Origin of the sequence: Amycolatopsis minnesotensis (genome assembly GCF_039529815.1) — a bacterium.
Classification (GTDB): Bacteria; Actinomycetota; Actinomycetes; order Mycobacteriales; family Pseudonocardiaceae; genus Amycolatopsis; species Amycolatopsis minnesotensis.
The window spans coordinates 1-17,126 of sequence record NZ_BAAANN010000013.1; the positions used below are offsets into that span (position 1 = coordinate 1).

Genomic DNA, 17,126 nt, shown 5'->3' on the forward strand with positions numbered 1-17,126 from the left:
ACGCACGCGACCGCGCCTCCTCGGCCACCGCGCTGATCGCCCTCGTCGACCACCTCTTCACCACCACCCGCCAGGAGCACCCGTGACCTCAGCCTTCGAAGCGCCCGCGCCCCAGGGCGGCGCGGTGCCCCCGCCCGGCTGCCCCGCGCACGCCGCGACCCGCTTGCACGGCCCGGAGTTCGCCGCCGACCCGGCCGGGACCTACGCGCTCATGCGGGAAAAGCACGGGGCGATCGCGCCGGTCGAGCTGGCCCCCGGCACGCACGCCCACCTCGTCCTCGGCTACGAGGCCGCGCTGGAAGTGCTGCGCGAGCCGAGCACGTTCCCCCGCGACCCCCGGCGCTGGGAACGGCGGATGCCGCCGGACAACCCGGTCCTGCCGATGATGGGCTACCGGCCGAACTGCCTGTTCACCGACGGCGCGGTGCACGCGAGGCTGCGCGGCGCGGTGACCAGCAGTCTCGGCAGGGTCGACCCGCACCGGCTCCGCGGCTACGTCGAGCACATCGCGCGCGGGCTCATCAGCCAGTTCTCCCAGCGCGGGTCGGCCGACCTGCTCCGCGAGTACGCCACATCGACCGCGCTGGGCGTGTTCGGCCACCTGTTCGGCTGCCCGCCCGATCTCGGGGACCGCATGCTCGCCGGCATGCGGGGCATCTTCGACATGGAGGACCCCGAGCAGGCGAACGCGAACCTCGGCCAGTGCATGGCCGAGCTCATCGCGCTCAAGCGGCGGAGCCCGGGGCCGGACCTGCCGTCCTGGATGATGGCCCACCCCGCCCGGCTCACCGACGAAGAGCTGCTGCACCAGATGGTCCTGATGATGGGGGCGGGCACCGAACCGCAGCAGAACCTCATCGCCAACGGGATGCGGCTGCTGCTTTCCGACGAGCGGTTCGCCGGTGACCTCGCGGGCGGCAGCATGCCCGTCGAGGACGCGCTCGACGAGATCCTGTGGACCGACCCGCCGATGGCCAACTACTCGGCCAGCTACCCGTGGACCGATATCGACCTGTTCGGCGTCCGCGTCCCCGCCGACCAGCCGCTGGTGATCAGCTTCGCCGCGGCCAACACCGATCCCGCGCTCAACATCGAGCACCGCGCGGGCAACCGCGCACACCTCGCGTGGGGCGCCGGGATGCACACCTGCCCCGCCCAGCTCCCGGCGAGGATCATCGCCTCCGCCGCGATCGAAACCCTGCTCGACGCCCTGCCCGACGTCCGCCTCGCGGTGCCGGTGGAGGACCTCGTCTGGCGGCAGGGCCCCTTCCACCGCGCGCTCACCGCGCTCCCCGTCCAGTTCACCCCCGTCACCGTGGCCGCGCCCCCCAATCCGCATCCCCCGTCCGCTCCGCCCACCCAGCAGTCAGGAGAACGCGTATGGACCGCACCGCCAGCCCAGTCGTCCTCGACCCCACTGGACGCGACATCCACGGAGAGGGCGCCCGGCTCCGCGAACGGGGGCAAGCGACCCTGGTGGAGCTCCCTGGCCAGGTGGTGGCGTGGTCGGTGAGCAACCCGGATCTGCTCAAGCGGCTGCTGAGCGATCCCCGCGTCTCCAAGGACCCGAACCAGCACTGGCCCGCCTACACCAAGGGTGAGGTGCCCGCCGACTGGCCGTTGCACATCTGGGTCTCGGTGAAGAACATGTTCACCGCCTACGGTGGCGACCACCGGCGGCTGCGCGCGCTGGTGTCCAAGGCGTTCACCCCGCGCCGGACGCAGAACCTGCGGCCGCAGGTCGAGAAGATCACCGCCGACCTCATCGCCGGGCTGGCCGCCGGCCCGGACACCGCGGACCTGCGGGACAGCTTCGCCTACCCGCTGCCGATCGAGGTGATCTGCCAGCTCTTCGGCATCCCCGACGACGCGCGCCCCGGGCTCAAGCGCGCCGTGGACGGCGTGTTCAACACCACGGCGACCCCGGAGGAGGCCGCGGCGAACGTCCAGGACATGTACCGCATCCTCAGCGAACTCGTCGCCGCCAAGCGGGACGAGCCCGGCGACGACCTCGCCAGCGGGCTCATCTCCGCCCGCGACGAGGACAACTCCCGGCTGGAAGAAACCGAGCTGGTCGACACGCTGATCCTGGTGATCTCGGCCGGGCACGAGACCACTGTCAACCTCCTCGACCACGCCATCACCGCGCTGCTCACCCATCCCGAGCAGCTCCGGCTCGTGCTCGGCGGCGACCGCTCGTGGACGGACGTGATCGACGAAACCCTGCGCTGGCAGGCCCCCGTGGCCCACCTGCCGCTGCGCTACGCCGTCGAGGACATCGAACTCGACGGACTGACGATCCGCGCTGGCGAGCCGATCCTCGCCTCCTACGCCGCGGCCGGGCGCGACAGCGCGCACCACGGCGAGGACGCCGACCGGTTCGACATCACCCGCGAGGACAAGAGCAGCCTCGCGTTCGGCCACGGCGTGCACTACTGCCTCGGCGCCCCGCTGGCCAGGCTGGAAGCCGAGATCGCGCTGCCCGCGCTGTTCACCGCGTTCCCCGACCTCGCACTCGCGGTGCCCGTCGAGGAGCTGGAGACGGTGGCCTCGTTCATCTCCAACGGTCACCGCAGCCTTCCCGCGTTCCTCACCAAGCCGGCGGGCTGAGTGGAAACGGTGGTGTCGCGGGGATTGCCCGCGACACCACCGTCTACAAAGGATCGCCGCGTCGCAATTGGACATTCCGGAAGCGCGGGCGGGTGAACGCGCGTGCTACCGTTTCGCCGTGACAAGCCCTGACGTCATCACCGAGCGATCCGATCCCGCCGTGCAGCGGATCATCGATGTCACCAAGCATTCCCGGTCCGTGGTCAAGACGGCGCTGATCGAGGACGTCGAGCCGCTCCTGCAGGCGATCCGGGCCGGGCTGGAGTTCACCGAGGTCTACGGCCTCGAAACGACCCCGCTGCCGGACGAACTGCTCGCCGCGTGCGCCGAGCGCGCCATCGGGGTCCGGCTGCTCGCCGCCCCGATCACCAACCAGGTCTTCAAGACCGAGAAGAAGCCCAAGGCGTTCGGGATCGCGCGGGTCCCGCGGCCGAGCCGGTTCGCGGACCTGAGCGATGCCACCGGCGACGTCATCCTGCTCGACGGCGTGAAGATCGTCGGCAACATCGGCGCCATCGTGCGGACCTCGTTCGCGCTCGGGGCGGCGGGCATCGTGCTGGTGGACAGCGATCTCGCCACCATCGCGGACCGGCGGCTGGTCAGGGCGAGCCGCGGGTACGTGTTCTCGCTCCCGATCATCCTCGCCACCAGGGAAGAGGCGCTCGGCCACTTCCGGGACGGCGGTATGCGGCTGGTCCTGTTCGATACCGGCGGCTCGCTCACCGTCGCCGATCTCGGCGCGGCCGAGGAGCGGCTCGTGCTCGCGTTCGGCGGCGAGAAGACCGGGGCCTCGGGCGATTTCGCGGGAATCTCCGCGGACTCGGTGTCGATTCCGATGAACCCGCTCGCCGAGTCCCTCAACGTGTCCGTCTCGGCCGGGATCGCGCTGCACGCGCGGGCGCACCGGAATCTGCCGCGGTGATCACCCCCTTGGTGATCGGGTAGGAGCTGTTCGCGGCATTCCAGTGCGTCCTGGGGTAGTAGCGCATGATGTCCTCGTCGTCCCGGCAGTGCCGGTCGCTCGTCGCGGGCGATGCGCTGCCCTGGACTGCGCCGAGGGTGTGCGGCAGTTCGTGCCCGCTCGCCTGCCACGGCCGGCGGCTTCACCGCGACCTTCCACAGTGGACGATGAGGTCCTCATGCCCCGAAGGGGCCCCTGAGGGAATCTGATGCCGCGAAGGACGCCTTCGGGGCATCAGATTCACCATGCTCCACATCGCGAGGGGCGAGATCGCGGCGTCAGATTCCCCGAAGGCGCCCTTCAGGGACCACGCGGGTGAGCCCCCGGCGGACTCGCGTCTTCGCCACCCACCTCACCGGAATCGGCGCACACGTCATCACCGCGTCCTTCAGGGCATCCTGGTCCCCGAAGGTCACCCTCAGGGCGTCAGGTGCCGCGGAAGTTCCCTTCGCGGCCAAAGGTTCGCGCTGAAAGGTCCCAGCAGGCGGGCGCGAGACCGCGCGAAGGGCGAGGTTGTGACCTTGGCTGCCCTGAAGGACGCCTTCAGTCATCTGTGTCCCCTGGCGGGGACGTCCTGCCAGGGGTGAAAATAGGGGCGCGCCTCCGCTGGAGGGGCGATCTTGCTGTCCCCGGCGAATCTGCTTATTTACGAGCCAGGGCAGCCAACGGCGCGAATGCCCCCACTGCCTTCCACTCCCGCGCCTCTGCCGCACTCCCGCGCTCATGCCCCGAAGGGGCCCTTGAGGGAATCTGATGCCGCGAAGGACGCCTTCGGGGCATCAGATTCACCATGCTCCATATCGCGAGGGGCGAGATCGCGGCGTCAGATTCCCCGAAGGCGCCCTTCAGGGACCACGCGGGTGGGCCCCCGGCGCGCGATCGCATTCTCGCACCCCCACCGCAGCAGTGGAAACGAAACTGCGGTCCACCACCAGTTTTCTCGGGAGAAGGCGGCAAATCGGTTAAAATCACCCTCGCCGCGTAGAGAAACGGAGAGCACCCGTGTTTCGATCGCCACTGTTCCGGACGCCGCTGAGATCGTTCCTTTCCGCCGTCATGGCGCTTCTCGTCACGATGACGACCCTCGTGTTCACCTCCCCCGCCGCCACCGCCGCGACCTGGGAGCCCAAGCCGGCCCCGCTGCCGACGCCGTGGACCGCGGACGTCTCGCCGTCCAACGCGCTTCCCGACTACCCGCGCCCCCAGCTGGTGCGCGCCGACTGGCTGAACCTCAACGGGGTGTGGGAGTTCTCCGGCGCGCCGAACCTCGACTCCCCGCCGATCGGCCGCGCGCTCGGCGAAGGCGTGCTCGTGCCCTACCCGATCGAGTCCGCGCTCTCGGGCGTCAAGCGGCACGAAGACGCCATGTTCTACCGCCGCACCACCGAGATTCCGTCCACATGGGACGGACGGAGCGTGCTGCTGAACTTCGGCGCGGTGACCTGGGAGACCAGGGTGTGGGTGAACGGCACCCAGGTCGGCACGCACACCGGCGGCTACGACGCGTTCTCCTTCGACATCACCAAGGCGCTGCACGCCGGCCGCAACGAGATCGTGGTCGGGGTCGCCTCCCCGCTCGACGGGAACCGGTACCCGGTCGGCAAGCAGCGGCGCGACCCGGACGGCATCTTCTACACCGCGTCGTCCGGTATCTGGCAGACGGTGTGGCTGGAACCGGTGGCACCGGCGCACATCACCAGGCTGGACACCACGCCCGACGTGCCGGGCGGCGCGCTCGACCTGGTCGTGCGGGGACCGAACGGGCAGCAGGCCGAGGCCGAGGTGCTCAGCGGCGGCAAGGTCGTCGGCTCGGCCACCGGCGCGGTCGGCGCGCACCTCCGCGTCCCCGTGCCGGACGCGCGCCTGTGGTCGCCGGACGACCCGTTCCTCTACGACCTGCGGGTCACCCTGCCCGGATCCGGTGACGTCGCCACCGGCTACTTCGGCATGCGCTCACTGGGCAAGGGCATGGTCGGCGGCGTGCTGCGGCCGTTGCTGAACGGCAAGTTCACCTTCCAGCTCGGCACGCTCGACCAGGGCTTCTGGCCCGACGGCGCGTACACCGCGCCGACCGACGCGGCACTGCGCTGGGACCTCGAGGCGCAGAAGTCCCTGGGCTTCACCATGGTTCGCAAGCACATCAAGGTGGAGCCGGCGCGCTGGTACTACTGGGCGGACAAGCTGGGCCTGATGGTGTGGCAGGACATGCCGTCGCTGGGCAGCGGGCCCAACCCGAACGCCGCCGCGCGCGCCGAATACGAGACCGAACTACGCCGGATGGTCGATCAGCTCAAGGGCATCACCTCGATCGTGCAGTGGGTCCCGTTCAACGAGGGCTGGGGCGAGTTCGACGCGGGCCGGATCGCCGATGCCGTGCACTCGTGGGATCCGACCCGGCTGGTCAACCACAATTCCGGGTCGAACTGCTGCGACTCCGATCCCGATCCCGGCAACGGGGACGTGATCGACGACCACGCCTACCAGATCTCCGACGGCACGCGAACGCCGTCGGACACCCGGATCGCGGTGCTCGGCGAGTTCGGCGGGCTCGGCCGGCAGGTCAAGGGCCACGAATGGGAGCCGGGGGCCGGGTTCGCCTACGGCGAGCTGTACCCGACCGAAAGCTCGCTGACCGATCGCTACGCGGAGGTCACCAAGCAGGTGAGCCGGTTCGTCAACTCCCGAGGGCTGTCCGGGTCCGTCTACACCGAACCGTACGACGTCGAAAACGAGGTCAACGGCCTCTACACCTATGACCGCAAGGTGCTCAAGATGACCGGGTCGCGGGTGCGCGAGGTGAACCGCGAGGTGCTGGCCGTCGCGAACGGCACCAAGGTCGGCGTGGACGACCTGGTGTCGTTCCGGGTGACCACACCCGGTTACACCGGCCGCTACCTGCGGCACCGCGACGGCGTCGCGCGCACCGACGCGCTGACGGACTCCGCCTCGGACGCCGACCGGCAGGACGCCACGTTCCGCGCCAGGCCGGGACTGTCCGACCCGGCCTGCCTTTCCTTCGAGGCGAGGAACTTCCCCGGCCAGTTCCTCCACTCCGCGGCGTCGGTGCTCCGAAAGGACGTCAACGACGGCACACCCGCGTTCGCGGGCGACGCCACCTTCTGCGCGCGAACGGGCCTCGGCGGCAGCGGGACGGCACTGGAATCGGCGAGCGCGCCGGGCCGTTTCATCCGGCACTACAACGAAAACGTCTACCTGGCGACCTCGGGCGGGCCGAACCCGTGGGACACCGCGAGCCACTTCGCCGAGGACACGACGTGGGCGGGCACGGTCCCGCTCTGGCGCAGCGGGGCGAGCCTGCCGCTCGATGCGGCGAAGACGTTCCAGGTGACCACGCCCGGTTTCACCGACCGCGCGCTCCGGCACCGCGACGGGCTGGCCCGCACCGACGTGATCGGCGGCGGAAGCTCCACTTTGGACAGGAACGACGCCACGTTCGTCGTCCGGCGCGGGCTCGCGGACTCCTCCTGCTACTCACTGGAGTCGAAGAACTATCCGGGCGATTTCCTCCGGCACGCCGACTACCGGCTCCGGCTGGCAGCGAAGGAGAACACCACCCTGTTCGCCCGTGACGCCACCTTCTGCGCGCAGCCGGGACAGGCACCGGGCTCGATCCGGTTCCGCTCGGTCAACGAGCTGGGCGCCGCGGTCCGCCACTTCGCCGAGGAGGTCTGGGTTTCGAACAACGGCGGCAGGCACACCTACGACAACCCCGCTTCGTACGCCGAGGACACCAGCTGGGCGCCGGTGGCACCACTGGCCTGAGAGGTCCGGAGGAATTCCGTGCACTCGATCCTTTGTGGAGCGCTACGCCTGGTTCACGCCGTCCACCGCGACCGGTCCCACCGGGCTGTACACCGGCAGGGAACCGAACGCGACCGGCGCGGCCTACCGCGAGGCCGCACCTCGGTGACCGGTGTGCGTTCGGTCATCGTCCGCTACCGGCGAGGGCAGTGCTCCGTGACGATGACGGTGCCGAGGCGGCCGGGCGGCTACCGTCCGCGTGGTGGAGAAATCTCGATCTGTGCTGGCGTTCGGCACCTGGTGGCGGACTCCGGCGAACGCGGAGTGGACGACGGGACCGCGCTGGCTGATCTCGCTGTCCGGCGAAAGCGAACTGGCACTGCTTTCCTGGGGTTCGGAAGACGGGTCGCAGTCGACGATCGCCTTCTCCCCCGGCGGGTCGGCCTGGTACGGCCATCGCCACACGGCTGACGGCGACGTGCTGGAGGTGCGCGGCCAGTTCTCCGGTGCGCAGGTCATCCCGTCGGCGACGTGGTACGAGTTCGACACCGAGGCCGAAACCGACGAGGGCCGGCATCCGGCGGGGCGGCTGCGGGTGCTCGTCGATGACGGCGGCCAGGCGGCGCTGCGGTGGGTGAACTGGCAGGACCGGTCGGGGACCACGTGGTCGATCATGCTGCGCTCGGCGAGCCCGTCCGGCAACGCCGATGTCACCGATCTGGTCTCCTCGGTCTGGGCGAGCGCCGAATACCGGGACGCGGACGAGGTGGCGTTGAACCTGGTGGACGACTCGCCGAGCAAGTGGCTCGCGTTCGACGACCGCGCGTCGGTGGAGTTCGAACTGTCCCAACCGGTCCCGGTCACCTCCTACGCGCTCGTCTCCGCCAACGACTTCTCCGAGCGCGACCCGGCCGAATGGACGCTGCGGGGCTCGCCGGACGGGTACCTGTGGCACACGCTCGACACCCGCGCGGACCAGTCGTTCGACCACCGGCACCAGGCCAAGCAGTACCCGATCGCCGAGCCGGGCCCCTACGACCGGTACCGCCTCGACATCGCAGGCACCAGCGGTTCCGAGGGAGAGGTGCAACTCCAGTCCCTGCGGCTCCGGTCCGTCGGCAGCGGTGGTTTCGTCGGCTACCGGCAGCGCGCGGGCGAGCCCCCGACCGCCTACCGCGGCACCCGCGTCGCACCGGCACCGGCGGGCACGCCGGGCACACCGCTGCCCGACGGGCTCCCCGTCCGCCCCGCGCTCCCGGCGGGCACGCCGTACCTGCCCGGCGGCAGCGTTCCCTTGGTGCGCACCGATTTCTCCGACGACGGCGCCTGGGCCGCGACCTGCCAGCGAGCCACCGCGGTGCGGCACTCCAACGGCCTCACCGTCCACTCGGGAGTGGAACCGGTCGACGACATCCGGTTCGAAGGGCTGACCGCGGCACAACTCGTCCAGCGGATACCCGCGGGCGCGAAATGGTCGCTGCTGCTCGCCGCCGACCGGCTGACCATGACGTCCCCGGAACGGGCGGTGCTGGTGATCGGCCTCGACGACGACACCCACGGCGAGACCTTCCGCGCCACTCCGATGGCGGCGCGCGAAGCCGAAGTCAACGTGTCGCTGCTGGCCAACATGGACTGGGAGAGCTCCGCGGACAACGCGGACGACGACGGGATCGTCCGTGCCATCTCGGTGTACGACCCGGTGCCGTTCGACGACGAGTGACGCGTCAAGCGTCCACAGTGGACGATCTACGGTGGTTCGCGACGGCCTCGTCGACGTCCACGGCGAGCAGGTGGTGGTTGAGCGCGATGCCTGCCGACGACCCGGCCGCGGCCGCGGTGCTCAGCTGCGCCGGCGAATCCACCACGTTGCCCGCTGCCCACACCCCCGGCACACTTGTTCGCCCCGAACCGTCCACGCTCACCCAGCCGTTCTCGCCGACCGCGCAGCCGAGCCCGGTCAGCAGGCCGTCATCGGGCACGAAACGCGGGCCGACGAACGCCGTCGTCCTCGGCACCACCGTGCCGTCGGCGAGTTCGACGCCCGACACGCGATCTCCGTCCACCACGAGCCGCGCCACTTCCCCGTCCACGACACGGATTCCGCGTGCGACGAGCCGCTCGCGCTCGTCGGCCGTCAGCACGATGCGGTGCGGGAAGAACACCACGTCGGCGGACCACTGCCGGACGAGCGACGCCTGGTGCAGGGTGAACGGCCGGTTGTCCCCGCCGAGCACCGCGATCGCGGTGTCCCGCACCTCGTGGCCGTGGCAGTAGGGGCAGTGCACCACGTCGGCACCCCACCGCTCGCGAACGCCGGGGATCGCGGGCAGTTCGTCGCGCAGCCCGGTGGCCACCAGCACGGCGCGCGTGGTCAGTCCGGCTCCGCCGTCGTGGTGCACGGCGAACCCATCGTCGGACCGCTCGACACCGAGCGCCCGCGCCGAAACGATTTCACCGCCGTACCGGACGACCTCCTCGCGGCCCGCGGCGAGCAGGTCCGCCGGTGACATGCCGTCCCGGGAAAGGAAGTTGTGCAGGTGCGTCGCGGGGGCGTTGCGCGGCTCGCCCGCGTCCAGCACCACCACCGAGCGCCGCGAACGGGCCAGCAGCACCGCGGCGCTCAGCCCTGCCGCGCCACCCCCGGCGATCACCACGTCGTACCCCATCGAGATCCCCCGTTTCCGGTCGTCCACCCGTGCTACCCTCAAAAGGTAGCAGGTAGTTCACCGGTTAACAAAAGGCGATGGCGATGTCCGCACTACCCCTCCGCGCCCGCACGATCGAGCTGTGGCGCGAGCACAATCCCGGCCTCGACACCGCGCCGATGGAAATGGTCGCCCAGGTCAAGCGCATCAGCTCGCTGCTCGACCTCGCGGTGGAGCAGATCTACGACGGCGCGGCGCTCACCGCGGCCGAGGTCGGGCTGCTCGTCCCGCTGCGGCACACCGGCGAACCGGTGACCGCCGTTCGCCTCGCCGCCAGGCTCGGCATGTCGCGGGCCGGGGTCAGCAAGACGCTCGCCAAGCTGGAACGGCGGGGCCTGATCAGCCGCATGGCCAACCCAGCCGACCGGCGCGCCGCGTTGATCAGCATGACCGACGAGGGCAAGGACCTCATCGACGAGGTGTTCCCGCGCGAACTGGCAGCCCACGGGGCGCTGTTCGCCGAGCTGGGCGAAGACCGCGCCCGCATCCTCGACGCGCTGACACGGCTCGCCGAAGCGATGGAAACCCGGCTCGGCAGCGAAAGATAGCCTGCGGGCGACACCCGAAGGAGCCTGCGACCTGGCGGTATTAGAGTGGGCGCCCATGGGTGACCAGGCTGTGGACCGCGCGGCGTTCGCCAGGGAACTGGAGGCCGATCTCGAAGGCCATCCCGAGGAACGGGGTGCGATCCTCCTCGAGGCCGCCCACCAGTGGCACCTCGCCGGGAACGACGAGCGCGCCACCGAACTGCTGGCCGACGTGCTGTCGCTCGGCGGGGAGGACCGGGCCTTCGCCCAGTCCGCGATGGCCGAGCTCCTGTTCGAAGCCGGTCGCGACGACGAAGCCCGCCCGTACCTCGACGCCCTCAAGCAGGAACGCCCGGCGTCGATCCTGGCCTACAGCCTCGTGGGAGAAATGCTCGAAGAGCGCGGCGAAACCAAGGAAGCGCTGGCCTGGTTCACCATGGCCGTCGCCAGGCTCACCGACGAGGACCTGACCGAACCCGGCGCGGCGAGATACTGGGAGGGACGGGAAGCCCTCCGCGGGCGCCTGCGGATACGGCAGGCGATGGGCTTTCCACCGGACGAGCTGGACGAGGCCGCGCAGGACGAATCCCTCGACCTCGACCCGGACCTCGACCCGGACCTCGACGGGTTCGACGGGTTCGACGGCCTGTGGTCGAACGAAATGACCGTGCAGTTCTGGCCACGCGACGAATTGGTGCGCGCCCGCGAGGTCTGGCCGGACCTGGTGCAGGACGACGCGGTGTTCCGCGAGCAGGAAGGCGTGAACCGGGGACTCTCGGCGAGCGGGGTCAGCCGCATCCGGATGGTGCCGCTGTCCGTCACCCGGCTGACCGAGTTCGCGGCGGCCACCGGTGGCGATCCGTCCGAAGCGGGCACCCGCGAGGCATACCTGGACAAGGTCGTCGGCGAAGACGGCGCGCTCACCTGGCCGCCGCCGCGCAACGGCCCGTGCTGGTGCGGTTCCGGCACCAAGTACAAGAAGTGCTGCGGCCGCCCCGGAACCGGCTGACGCGCCCACTACCGCGGCCAACCGGATTCCGCTGCGGCCAGCCGGAAATCGCGCGCCCCCGCGACAGCGGAGAGTGCCCGGCGGGCCGGAGCCCGCCGGGCACGCCGGTCACATCGTGCGGCTCAGCCGGTCCGCCAGTACGCGCGCGAACCGGGGCGGGTCGCTCAGTTCGCCGCCTTCGCCGAGCAGCGCCATGCCGTAGAGCAGCTCGGCCGTTTCGGCGATACCGGGGTCGTCCGCCTTTTCCTCGTGCGCCTTCCGCAGCCCCGTCACGAGCGCGTGCTCGGGGTTGAGTTCGAGGATCCGCTTGACCTTCGGCATCTGCTGGCCCATGGCCCGGTACATCTTCTCCAGTGCCGGGGTCATGTCGTTCGTGTCGCCGACGAGGCAGGCGGGCGAGGTGGTGAGCCGCGTGGACAGCCGCACCTCCTTGACGTTCTCCTCCAGCGCGGTGCCCAGCCAGGCCAGCAGCCCGGAGAACTCCTCCTTCTGCTGCTCCCGCTCGGGCTCGTCGCCCTTCTTCTCGTCCTCGGAGTCGAGGTCGACCTCGCCCTTGGCGATCGACTGGAACCGCTTGCCGTCGAACTCGCCGACCGCGTCGACCCACATCTCGTCGATCGGGTCGGTGAGCACGAGCACCTCGAAACCCTTGGCCTTGAAGGCTTCCATGTGCGGCGAGTTCTCGATGAGCGAGCGCGTGCGGCCGGTGGCGAAGTAGATGTGCTCCTGGCCGTCCTTCATCCGCTCCACGTACTCGCGCAGCGTGGTGACCTTCTCCCCGTCGTTCGTCGAGTCGAACGACGAGATTTCGAGGATGGTGCCGCGGTTGTCGGTGTCGTCGAGCAGGCCCTCCTTGACGACCGCGCCGAACTCCTTCCAGAACGTGCCGTAGTCCTCGGGCCTGTCGGCCATCATGGTCTTGACGGTGGACAGCACCTTCTTCACCAGCCGCCTGCGCATGAGCTGGATCTGGCGGTCCTGCTGCAGGATCTCCCTCGACACGTTCAGCGAGAGGTCCTGCGCGTCGACCACGCCCTTGACGAACCGGAGGTACTCCGGCATCAGCGCTTCGCAGTCCTCCATGATGAACACGCGCTTGACGTAGAGCTGCACGCCGCGCTTGTGCTCGCGCATGAACAGGTCCATCGGCGCGTGCGACGGGATGAACAGCAGCGCCTGGTACTCGAAGGTGCCCTCCGCCTGCATGCGGATGGTCTCGAGCGGGTCCTGCCAGTCGTGGCTGACGTGCTTGTAGAACTCGTGGTACTCCGCCTCGGTCGCCTCGTCCTTGGCGCGCGCCCACAGCGCCTTCATCGAGTTGACGGTTTCGACCTCGGTCGTGGTTTCGCCCTCGGCGTCGGTGCGCTCGGCGGCCATCCTGATCGGCCACGTGATGAAGTCGGCGTACCGGCGGACGAGCTCCTTGACCTTCCACTCCGCGGTGTAGTCGAAGAGGTGGTCCTCGGCGTCCTCGTCCTTGAGGTGCAGCATCACGGCGGTGCCCTGCGGCGCGTCCTCGACCGTCTCGATCGTGTAGGTGCCTTCGCCGCTGGACTCCCAGCGCGTACCGGTGGCCTCGCCCGCGTGCCTGGTCAGCAGGGTGACCTTGTCCGCGACCATGAAGCTCGAATAGAAGCCGACGCCGAACTGCCCGATCAGGTCCGAGGCGACGGTGTCCTTGGCCTCCTTGGACTCCTTCAGCTTCTTCAGGAACTCCGCGGTACCCGACTTCGCGATCGTGCCGATCAGGCGGACGACGTCTTCACGCGACATGCCGATGCCGTTGTCGCGCACGGTCAGCACGCGCGCCGCCTTGTCGACCGCGAGGTCGATGTGCAGATCGGAGGTGTCCACCTCCAGGTCCTTGTCCAGATAGGCCGCCAGCCTGAGCCTGTCCAGCGCGTCCGAGGCGTTGGAGACGAGCTCGCGCAGGAAGACGTCCTTGTTGGAGTAGATCGAGTGCACCATCAGCTGCAGCAGCTGGCGCGCCTCGGCCTGGAACTCGAGGGTTTCGACCTGTGTTTCCACCACTGTCCTTTCGGGTGTGCCTTGACTCCTCCGATTATGGCAATTCCCGGGAGCGGCCGTGCGGGTTCGGGTCAAGTCGGCCAGCGGCGGTCCCCGGAGTGGCCTAGCCTGACCGGATATGCGGGTACTGGTCGCGGGATCGTCGGGGTTCGTCGGCGGGCGGCTCTGCCCGGCACTGGCCGAAGCGGGGCACGAAGTGCTCGCCATGACGCGGCGGCCGGAGCGGTACGGGGGCGCGGGCACCGCGGTACGGGGCGACGTCCACGACGAGCAGTCCCTCCTTGACGCGATGCGGGACGCCGACGCCGCCTACTACCTCGTGCATTCGCTCGGCAGCGGCGATTTCGAACGGCAGGACGCGGACGCCGCGCGGGCGTTCGGCCGCGCCGCCGCGGCCGCCGGGCTGCGGCGGATCGTCTACCTCGGCGGGCTCGGCGACGACGCCGACGACCTGTCGCCGCACCTGCGCAGCCGCCGCGAGGTGGAACGGCTGCTGGCGTCCGGCGGAGTGCCGGTGACGGTGCTGCGCGCCGGGATCGTCGTCGGCGACGGCGGGATCTCGTGGGAGCTGACCCGCCAGCTCGTCGAGCACCTGCCGGTGATGGTCACGCCGACCTGGGTGCGCACCCGCACCCAGCCGATCGCGCTCGCCGACGTGGTGCGCTACCTCGTCGGGGTCCTCGAACCGCCCGAAGCGGAAGGGCGCGCCTTCGACATCGGCGGCGCCGAGGTCCTCGCCTACGTGGACATGCTGCGCCGGGTCGCCGCGCTGCAGGGCAGGTGCCTGGTGATCGTGCCGGTGCCGCTGCTCTCGCCGAGGCTCTCGTCGTACTGGCTTTCCCTGGTCACGACCGTGGACACGCGGACGGGCAGGACGCTCATCGACTCGATGACGAACGAGGTCGTGGTGCGCGACGACGCGATCCGCACCGTGGTGCCGTTCGAACCGATGGACTACGACGACGCCGTCCTGCAGGCGCTCGGCGAGCGCGCGAAGCGGAAGCGGGCGCGGTGACGCGGCGACGGCGGGTGGTGGCCGCGACCTCGCTGGCGGGATCGACCCTGCTGGGCCTGTCGCTGTCGAGCCCGCCGGGTTCGCGGCGGTTCTACGCGCTGACCGGCGGAGTCGCCGCCACGTGGGTCGCCGGCGGGCTCGCGTCGGGTCCGGTACCGCTCGGCGACCGGCGGATCGCGCTGCCCGTGGCGACCGGTGCCTGCGCGTTCGGCGCCTTCTACGCGGGAGCGCTCGTCGCACGGCGGATCCCGTTCCTGAACCGCGCGCTCCGCCACGTGCTCGGGTACGCGCACCAGGGCTCGTCCCCGCCGGTGCTGCTGACCACGCTGGCCACCGGCGCCGCCGAGGAGGTGTTCTTCCGCGGCGCGCTGTACGCGGCGGCGGAGGACCGGCCCGTGCGCGCCTCGACCGCGGCCTACGCGCTGTCCACGACGGCGACCAGGAACCCGGCGCTGGTGCTGGCCTCGGTCGTGATGGGCACGCTCTTCGGGTTCCAGCGGCGCGCGAGCGGCGGGGTGCTGGCACCGGCGGTCACGCACGTGGTGTGGTCGGCGCTGATGGTGCGGTTCCTGCCACCGCTGTTCTCCGAACAACTCCGCCAGGATGTCGAAGACGGGCTTCCCCGTTCGTCGGCTGGATGAGCCTGAGGAGGTCTTCGATGAAATACGTGCTGCTGATCTGCGGCGACGAGTCCGCGGCCGACCACGCGATGGACGGGTGCGGCGGGTGGAGCGGGGAAATGGAAGCGCGCGGCGTGGTGCGCGGCGGCGCGGGCCTCGCCCCGCCGCCGGACGCGACGACGGTGCGGGTGCGCGGCGACGAGGTGCTGCTCACCGACGGCCCGTTCGCCGAGGCCAAGGAGCAGATCGGCGGGTTCTGCCTGATCGAGTGCGCGGATCTCGACGAAGCGATCGAAATCGCGTCGAAGCACCCGGCCGCGGGCTACGGCTCGATCGAGATCAGGCCCGTGCTCGAACCCTCGCCCGGCTGAGTGCCCGTCCCGCCCGCACCCGTTCGCCGGGAGGGCATGACCGATATCGAGACCGGAATCGCCGGACACCGCCGCGCGCTCGCGGCCGTGCTGGAGGACCCGGACGAGGGCCAGTGGGACACCCCGTCGCTGTGCGCGGGATGGCGCGTGCGCGAGGTCGTCGCGCACAGCACGATGCCGTTGGCGCCGACCTGAGCGGGATCGAGCTGCGCGGCCGAGGTCACCAGCGGACGTCGTGCCGCTCCATCACGCCGTAGCCTTCGCGCAGCACGACGCCGCCGGGGAGCGTCCCGGTGAACGTGCCGAACGGCTGGCGGTACGCGCTGTCGACCACGAGCAGCCGGTCGTGGCGCGCGCGTTCCGCCTCCACTTCGAACCGCAGATCGCCCGCAGAGGACAGGTCGGGCGCGAAGGCGACCGGCGGCACCTCGCGCGCGACGCCGTCGACCCACACGGTGCGCTCCGAGGAGGTGGCCGCGTCGTGGAGGCCGTCGACCAGGTTCCACGTCACGGCGCCGCCGTCCGCCGCGGTACCGCACCCCGCGCTCCACGACCACCGCGTGACCCGCGCGTGGTGCCCGGCGGAGTCGTCCTGCAGGCCCGGCGCGTCGACCGGCACGGCGACGCCGTCGATGGTGAGCTCGCCGGTCACGCGCAGCGGGGTCTTGCGCGTCCACACCGGATGCGCGCCGTGCCGCGATACCACCGCCACGCGCTCACCCGCGGGCACGAGCTTCAGCTCCGCGGTCACCCCGCGGCCGTGGAACCGCACGGTGCCGTCGTCGAGGCCGACCGCCTTCCGCAGCACGGTGCGCTCGCGGAACACCCCGCCGTCGCGGTGGTGCACCGCCCAGAACGACTGCGGCGCGCCCGCGATGCGGACCACCCCGGCGCACAACTGCACCCGCCCGCCGTAGACGCCTACGTACCGCCAGCGCTTCAACGGCCGCAACCCGCGCATCCTCGGCAGCCGCGCCGGGTCGAGCGGCGCTTCCCCCGTCCCGCGCCACGGCAAGGTCTCCACCGCGTCCATCCGGCTCCCTTCGCTCCCGCCCAGCATTCCATGCGCGCGTTGACTTATATAAGTCTCCCCTGGGATAATCGGCGGATGCACGCGTTCGACGTACTCGGCGACCCGGTCCGGCGCCGGATCCTCGAACTGCTGGCCGACGGCGAGCGCGCGTCCGGCGCGGTCACCTCGATCATCCAGGAGGAGTTCGGCATCTCGCAGCCCGCCGTTTCGCAGCACCTCCGCGTGCTGCGCGAGAACGGGTTCGCGACGGTCCGCGCCGAGGGCACGCGGCGCCTGTACGCGGTCGAATCCGCGCCGCTGCGGGAGGTCGACCAGTGGCTTGCGCAGTTCCGCCAATTCTGGAGCCACCACCTCGACGCACTCGGCACGGAGCTCGCCCGTGGCCGCCGCGAACGCCGTCGGAACGACTGAACCCGCAGTTCAGTGCCACTATCGTTGCGGACAGGCGGCCAGGCTGGACGTGTCGCAGGAAGAGTTCTACGGCA

Annotated in this window: 15 protein-coding genes; 12 read left to right on the top strand and 3 right to left on the bottom strand. The window is 70.6% G+C overall.

Features of this window, described 5'->3' with window-relative positions:
- Window positions 1-82 precede the first annotated feature (82 nt).
- The 5 genes from ABD256_RS17445 to ABD256_RS17465 all read left to right on the top strand — a co-directional run bounded on the left by ABD256_RS17445 (window position 83) and on the right by ABD256_RS17465 (window position 9,053).
- On the top strand, window positions 83-1,513 hold the full coding sequence (locus ABD256_RS17445; protein WP_344419241.1) for a cytochrome P450: 1,431 nt from the start codon (window positions 83-85) through the stop codon (window positions 1,511-1,513).
- On the top strand, window positions 1,495-2,610 hold the full coding sequence (locus ABD256_RS17450) for a cytochrome P450 family protein (RefSeq protein ID WP_344419922.1): 1,116 nt from the start codon (window positions 1,495-1,497) through the stop codon (window positions 2,608-2,610). Before ABD256_RS17445 ends, ABD256_RS17450 begins: the two co-directional genes overlap by 19 nt.
- 118 nt (window positions 2,611-2,728) lie before the next feature.
- The gene (gene nshR / locus ABD256_RS17455; protein ID WP_344419243.1) at window positions 2,729-3,532 is read left to right on the top strand and encodes an NshR/TsnR family 23S rRNA methyltransferase; all 804 of its coding nucleotides are present in this window, start codon (window positions 2,729-2,731) and stop codon (window positions 3,530-3,532) included.
- 1,095 nt (window positions 3,533-4,627) lie between these two features.
- A complete protein-coding gene (locus ABD256_RS17460) occupies window positions 4,628-7,354 on the top strand; it encodes an AbfB domain-containing protein (protein ID WP_344419245.1) in 2,727 nt (908 codons plus the stop codon).
- 241 nt (window positions 7,355-7,595) lie between these two features.
- Complete coding sequence (locus ABD256_RS17465) at window positions 7,596-9,053, top strand: DUF6924 domain-containing protein (protein ID WP_344419248.1); 1,458 nt, start codon at window positions 7,596-7,598, stop codon at window positions 9,051-9,053.
- 4 nt (window positions 9,054-9,057) lie between these two features.
- Here ABD256_RS17465 and ABD256_RS17470 read toward each other — a convergent pair whose 3' ends face one another.
- The gene (locus ABD256_RS17470) at window positions 9,058-9,999 is read right to left on the bottom strand and encodes an NAD(P)/FAD-dependent oxidoreductase (RefSeq protein WP_425546467.1); all 942 of its coding nucleotides are present in this window, start codon (window positions 9,997-9,999) and stop codon (window positions 9,058-9,060) included.
- 83 nt (window positions 10,000-10,082) lie between these two features.
- Between ABD256_RS17470 and ABD256_RS17475 the strand changes: the two genes are divergently transcribed.
- Together ABD256_RS17475 and ABD256_RS17480 are read left to right on the top strand one after the other, a co-directional pair.
- Entirely contained in the window at window positions 10,083-10,586 is a 504-nt protein-coding gene (locus ABD256_RS17475) for a MarR family winged helix-turn-helix transcriptional regulator (protein ID WP_344419254.1), read from the top strand.
- Window positions 10,587-10,641: 55 nt separating this feature from the next.
- A complete protein-coding gene (locus ABD256_RS17480; protein ID WP_344419256.1) occupies window positions 10,642-11,574 on the top strand; it encodes an SEC-C metal-binding domain-containing protein in 933 nt (310 codons plus the stop codon).
- Between the two features lie 108 nt (window positions 11,575-11,682).
- On the opposite strand, the gene htpG is transcribed toward ABD256_RS17480, so the two are convergent.
- A complete protein-coding gene (gene htpG / locus ABD256_RS17485; protein WP_344419259.1) occupies window positions 11,683-13,602 on the bottom strand; it encodes a molecular chaperone HtpG in 1,920 nt (639 codons plus the stop codon).
- A 118-nt stretch (window positions 13,603-13,720) separates the two neighbouring features.
- Between htpG and ABD256_RS17490 the strand changes: the two genes are divergently transcribed.
- Genes ABD256_RS17490 through ABD256_RS17505 form a run of 4 tightly spaced genes read left to right on the top strand, consistent with a single transcriptional unit; the run spans window position 13,721 to window position 15,803 of the window.
- Complete coding sequence (locus ABD256_RS17490) at window positions 13,721-14,617, top strand: NAD(P)H-binding protein (protein ID WP_344419262.1); 897 nt, start codon at window positions 13,721-13,723, stop codon at window positions 14,615-14,617.
- Complete coding sequence (locus ABD256_RS17495) at window positions 14,614-15,258, top strand: CPBP family intramembrane glutamic endopeptidase (protein ID WP_344419265.1); 645 nt, start codon at window positions 14,614-14,616, stop codon at window positions 15,256-15,258. The genes ABD256_RS17490 and ABD256_RS17495 overlap by 4 nt, the downstream gene beginning before the upstream one ends.
- A gap of 17 nt (window positions 15,259-15,275) precedes the next feature.
- A complete protein-coding gene (locus ABD256_RS17500; protein WP_344419268.1) occupies window positions 15,276-15,608 on the top strand; it encodes a YciI family protein in 333 nt (110 codons plus the stop codon).
- A gap of 36 nt (window positions 15,609-15,644) precedes the next feature.
- Window positions 15,645-15,803 (top strand): maleylpyruvate isomerase N-terminal domain-containing protein, encoded by a 159-nt coding sequence (locus ABD256_RS17505; protein ID WP_344419272.1) that lies wholly within the window; start codon window positions 15,645-15,647, stop codon window positions 15,801-15,803.
- 25 nt (window positions 15,804-15,828) lie between these two features.
- Here the strand turns inward: ABD256_RS17505 and ABD256_RS17510 are convergent, their stop codons facing one another.
- On the bottom strand, window positions 15,829-16,641 hold the full coding sequence (locus ABD256_RS17510) for a DUF2804 family protein (protein WP_344419275.1): 813 nt from the start codon (window positions 16,639-16,641) through the stop codon (window positions 15,829-15,831).
- A 75-nt stretch (window positions 16,642-16,716) separates the two neighbouring features.
- Here ABD256_RS17510 and ABD256_RS17515 point away from each other — a divergent pair, with 75 nt between their 5' ends.
- The gene (locus tag ABD256_RS17515; RefSeq protein ID WP_344419278.1) at window positions 16,717-17,052 is read left to right on the top strand and encodes an ArsR/SmtB family transcription factor; all 336 of its coding nucleotides are present in this window, start codon (window positions 16,717-16,719) and stop codon (window positions 17,050-17,052) included.
- Window positions 17,053-17,126: the final 74 nt, after the last annotated feature.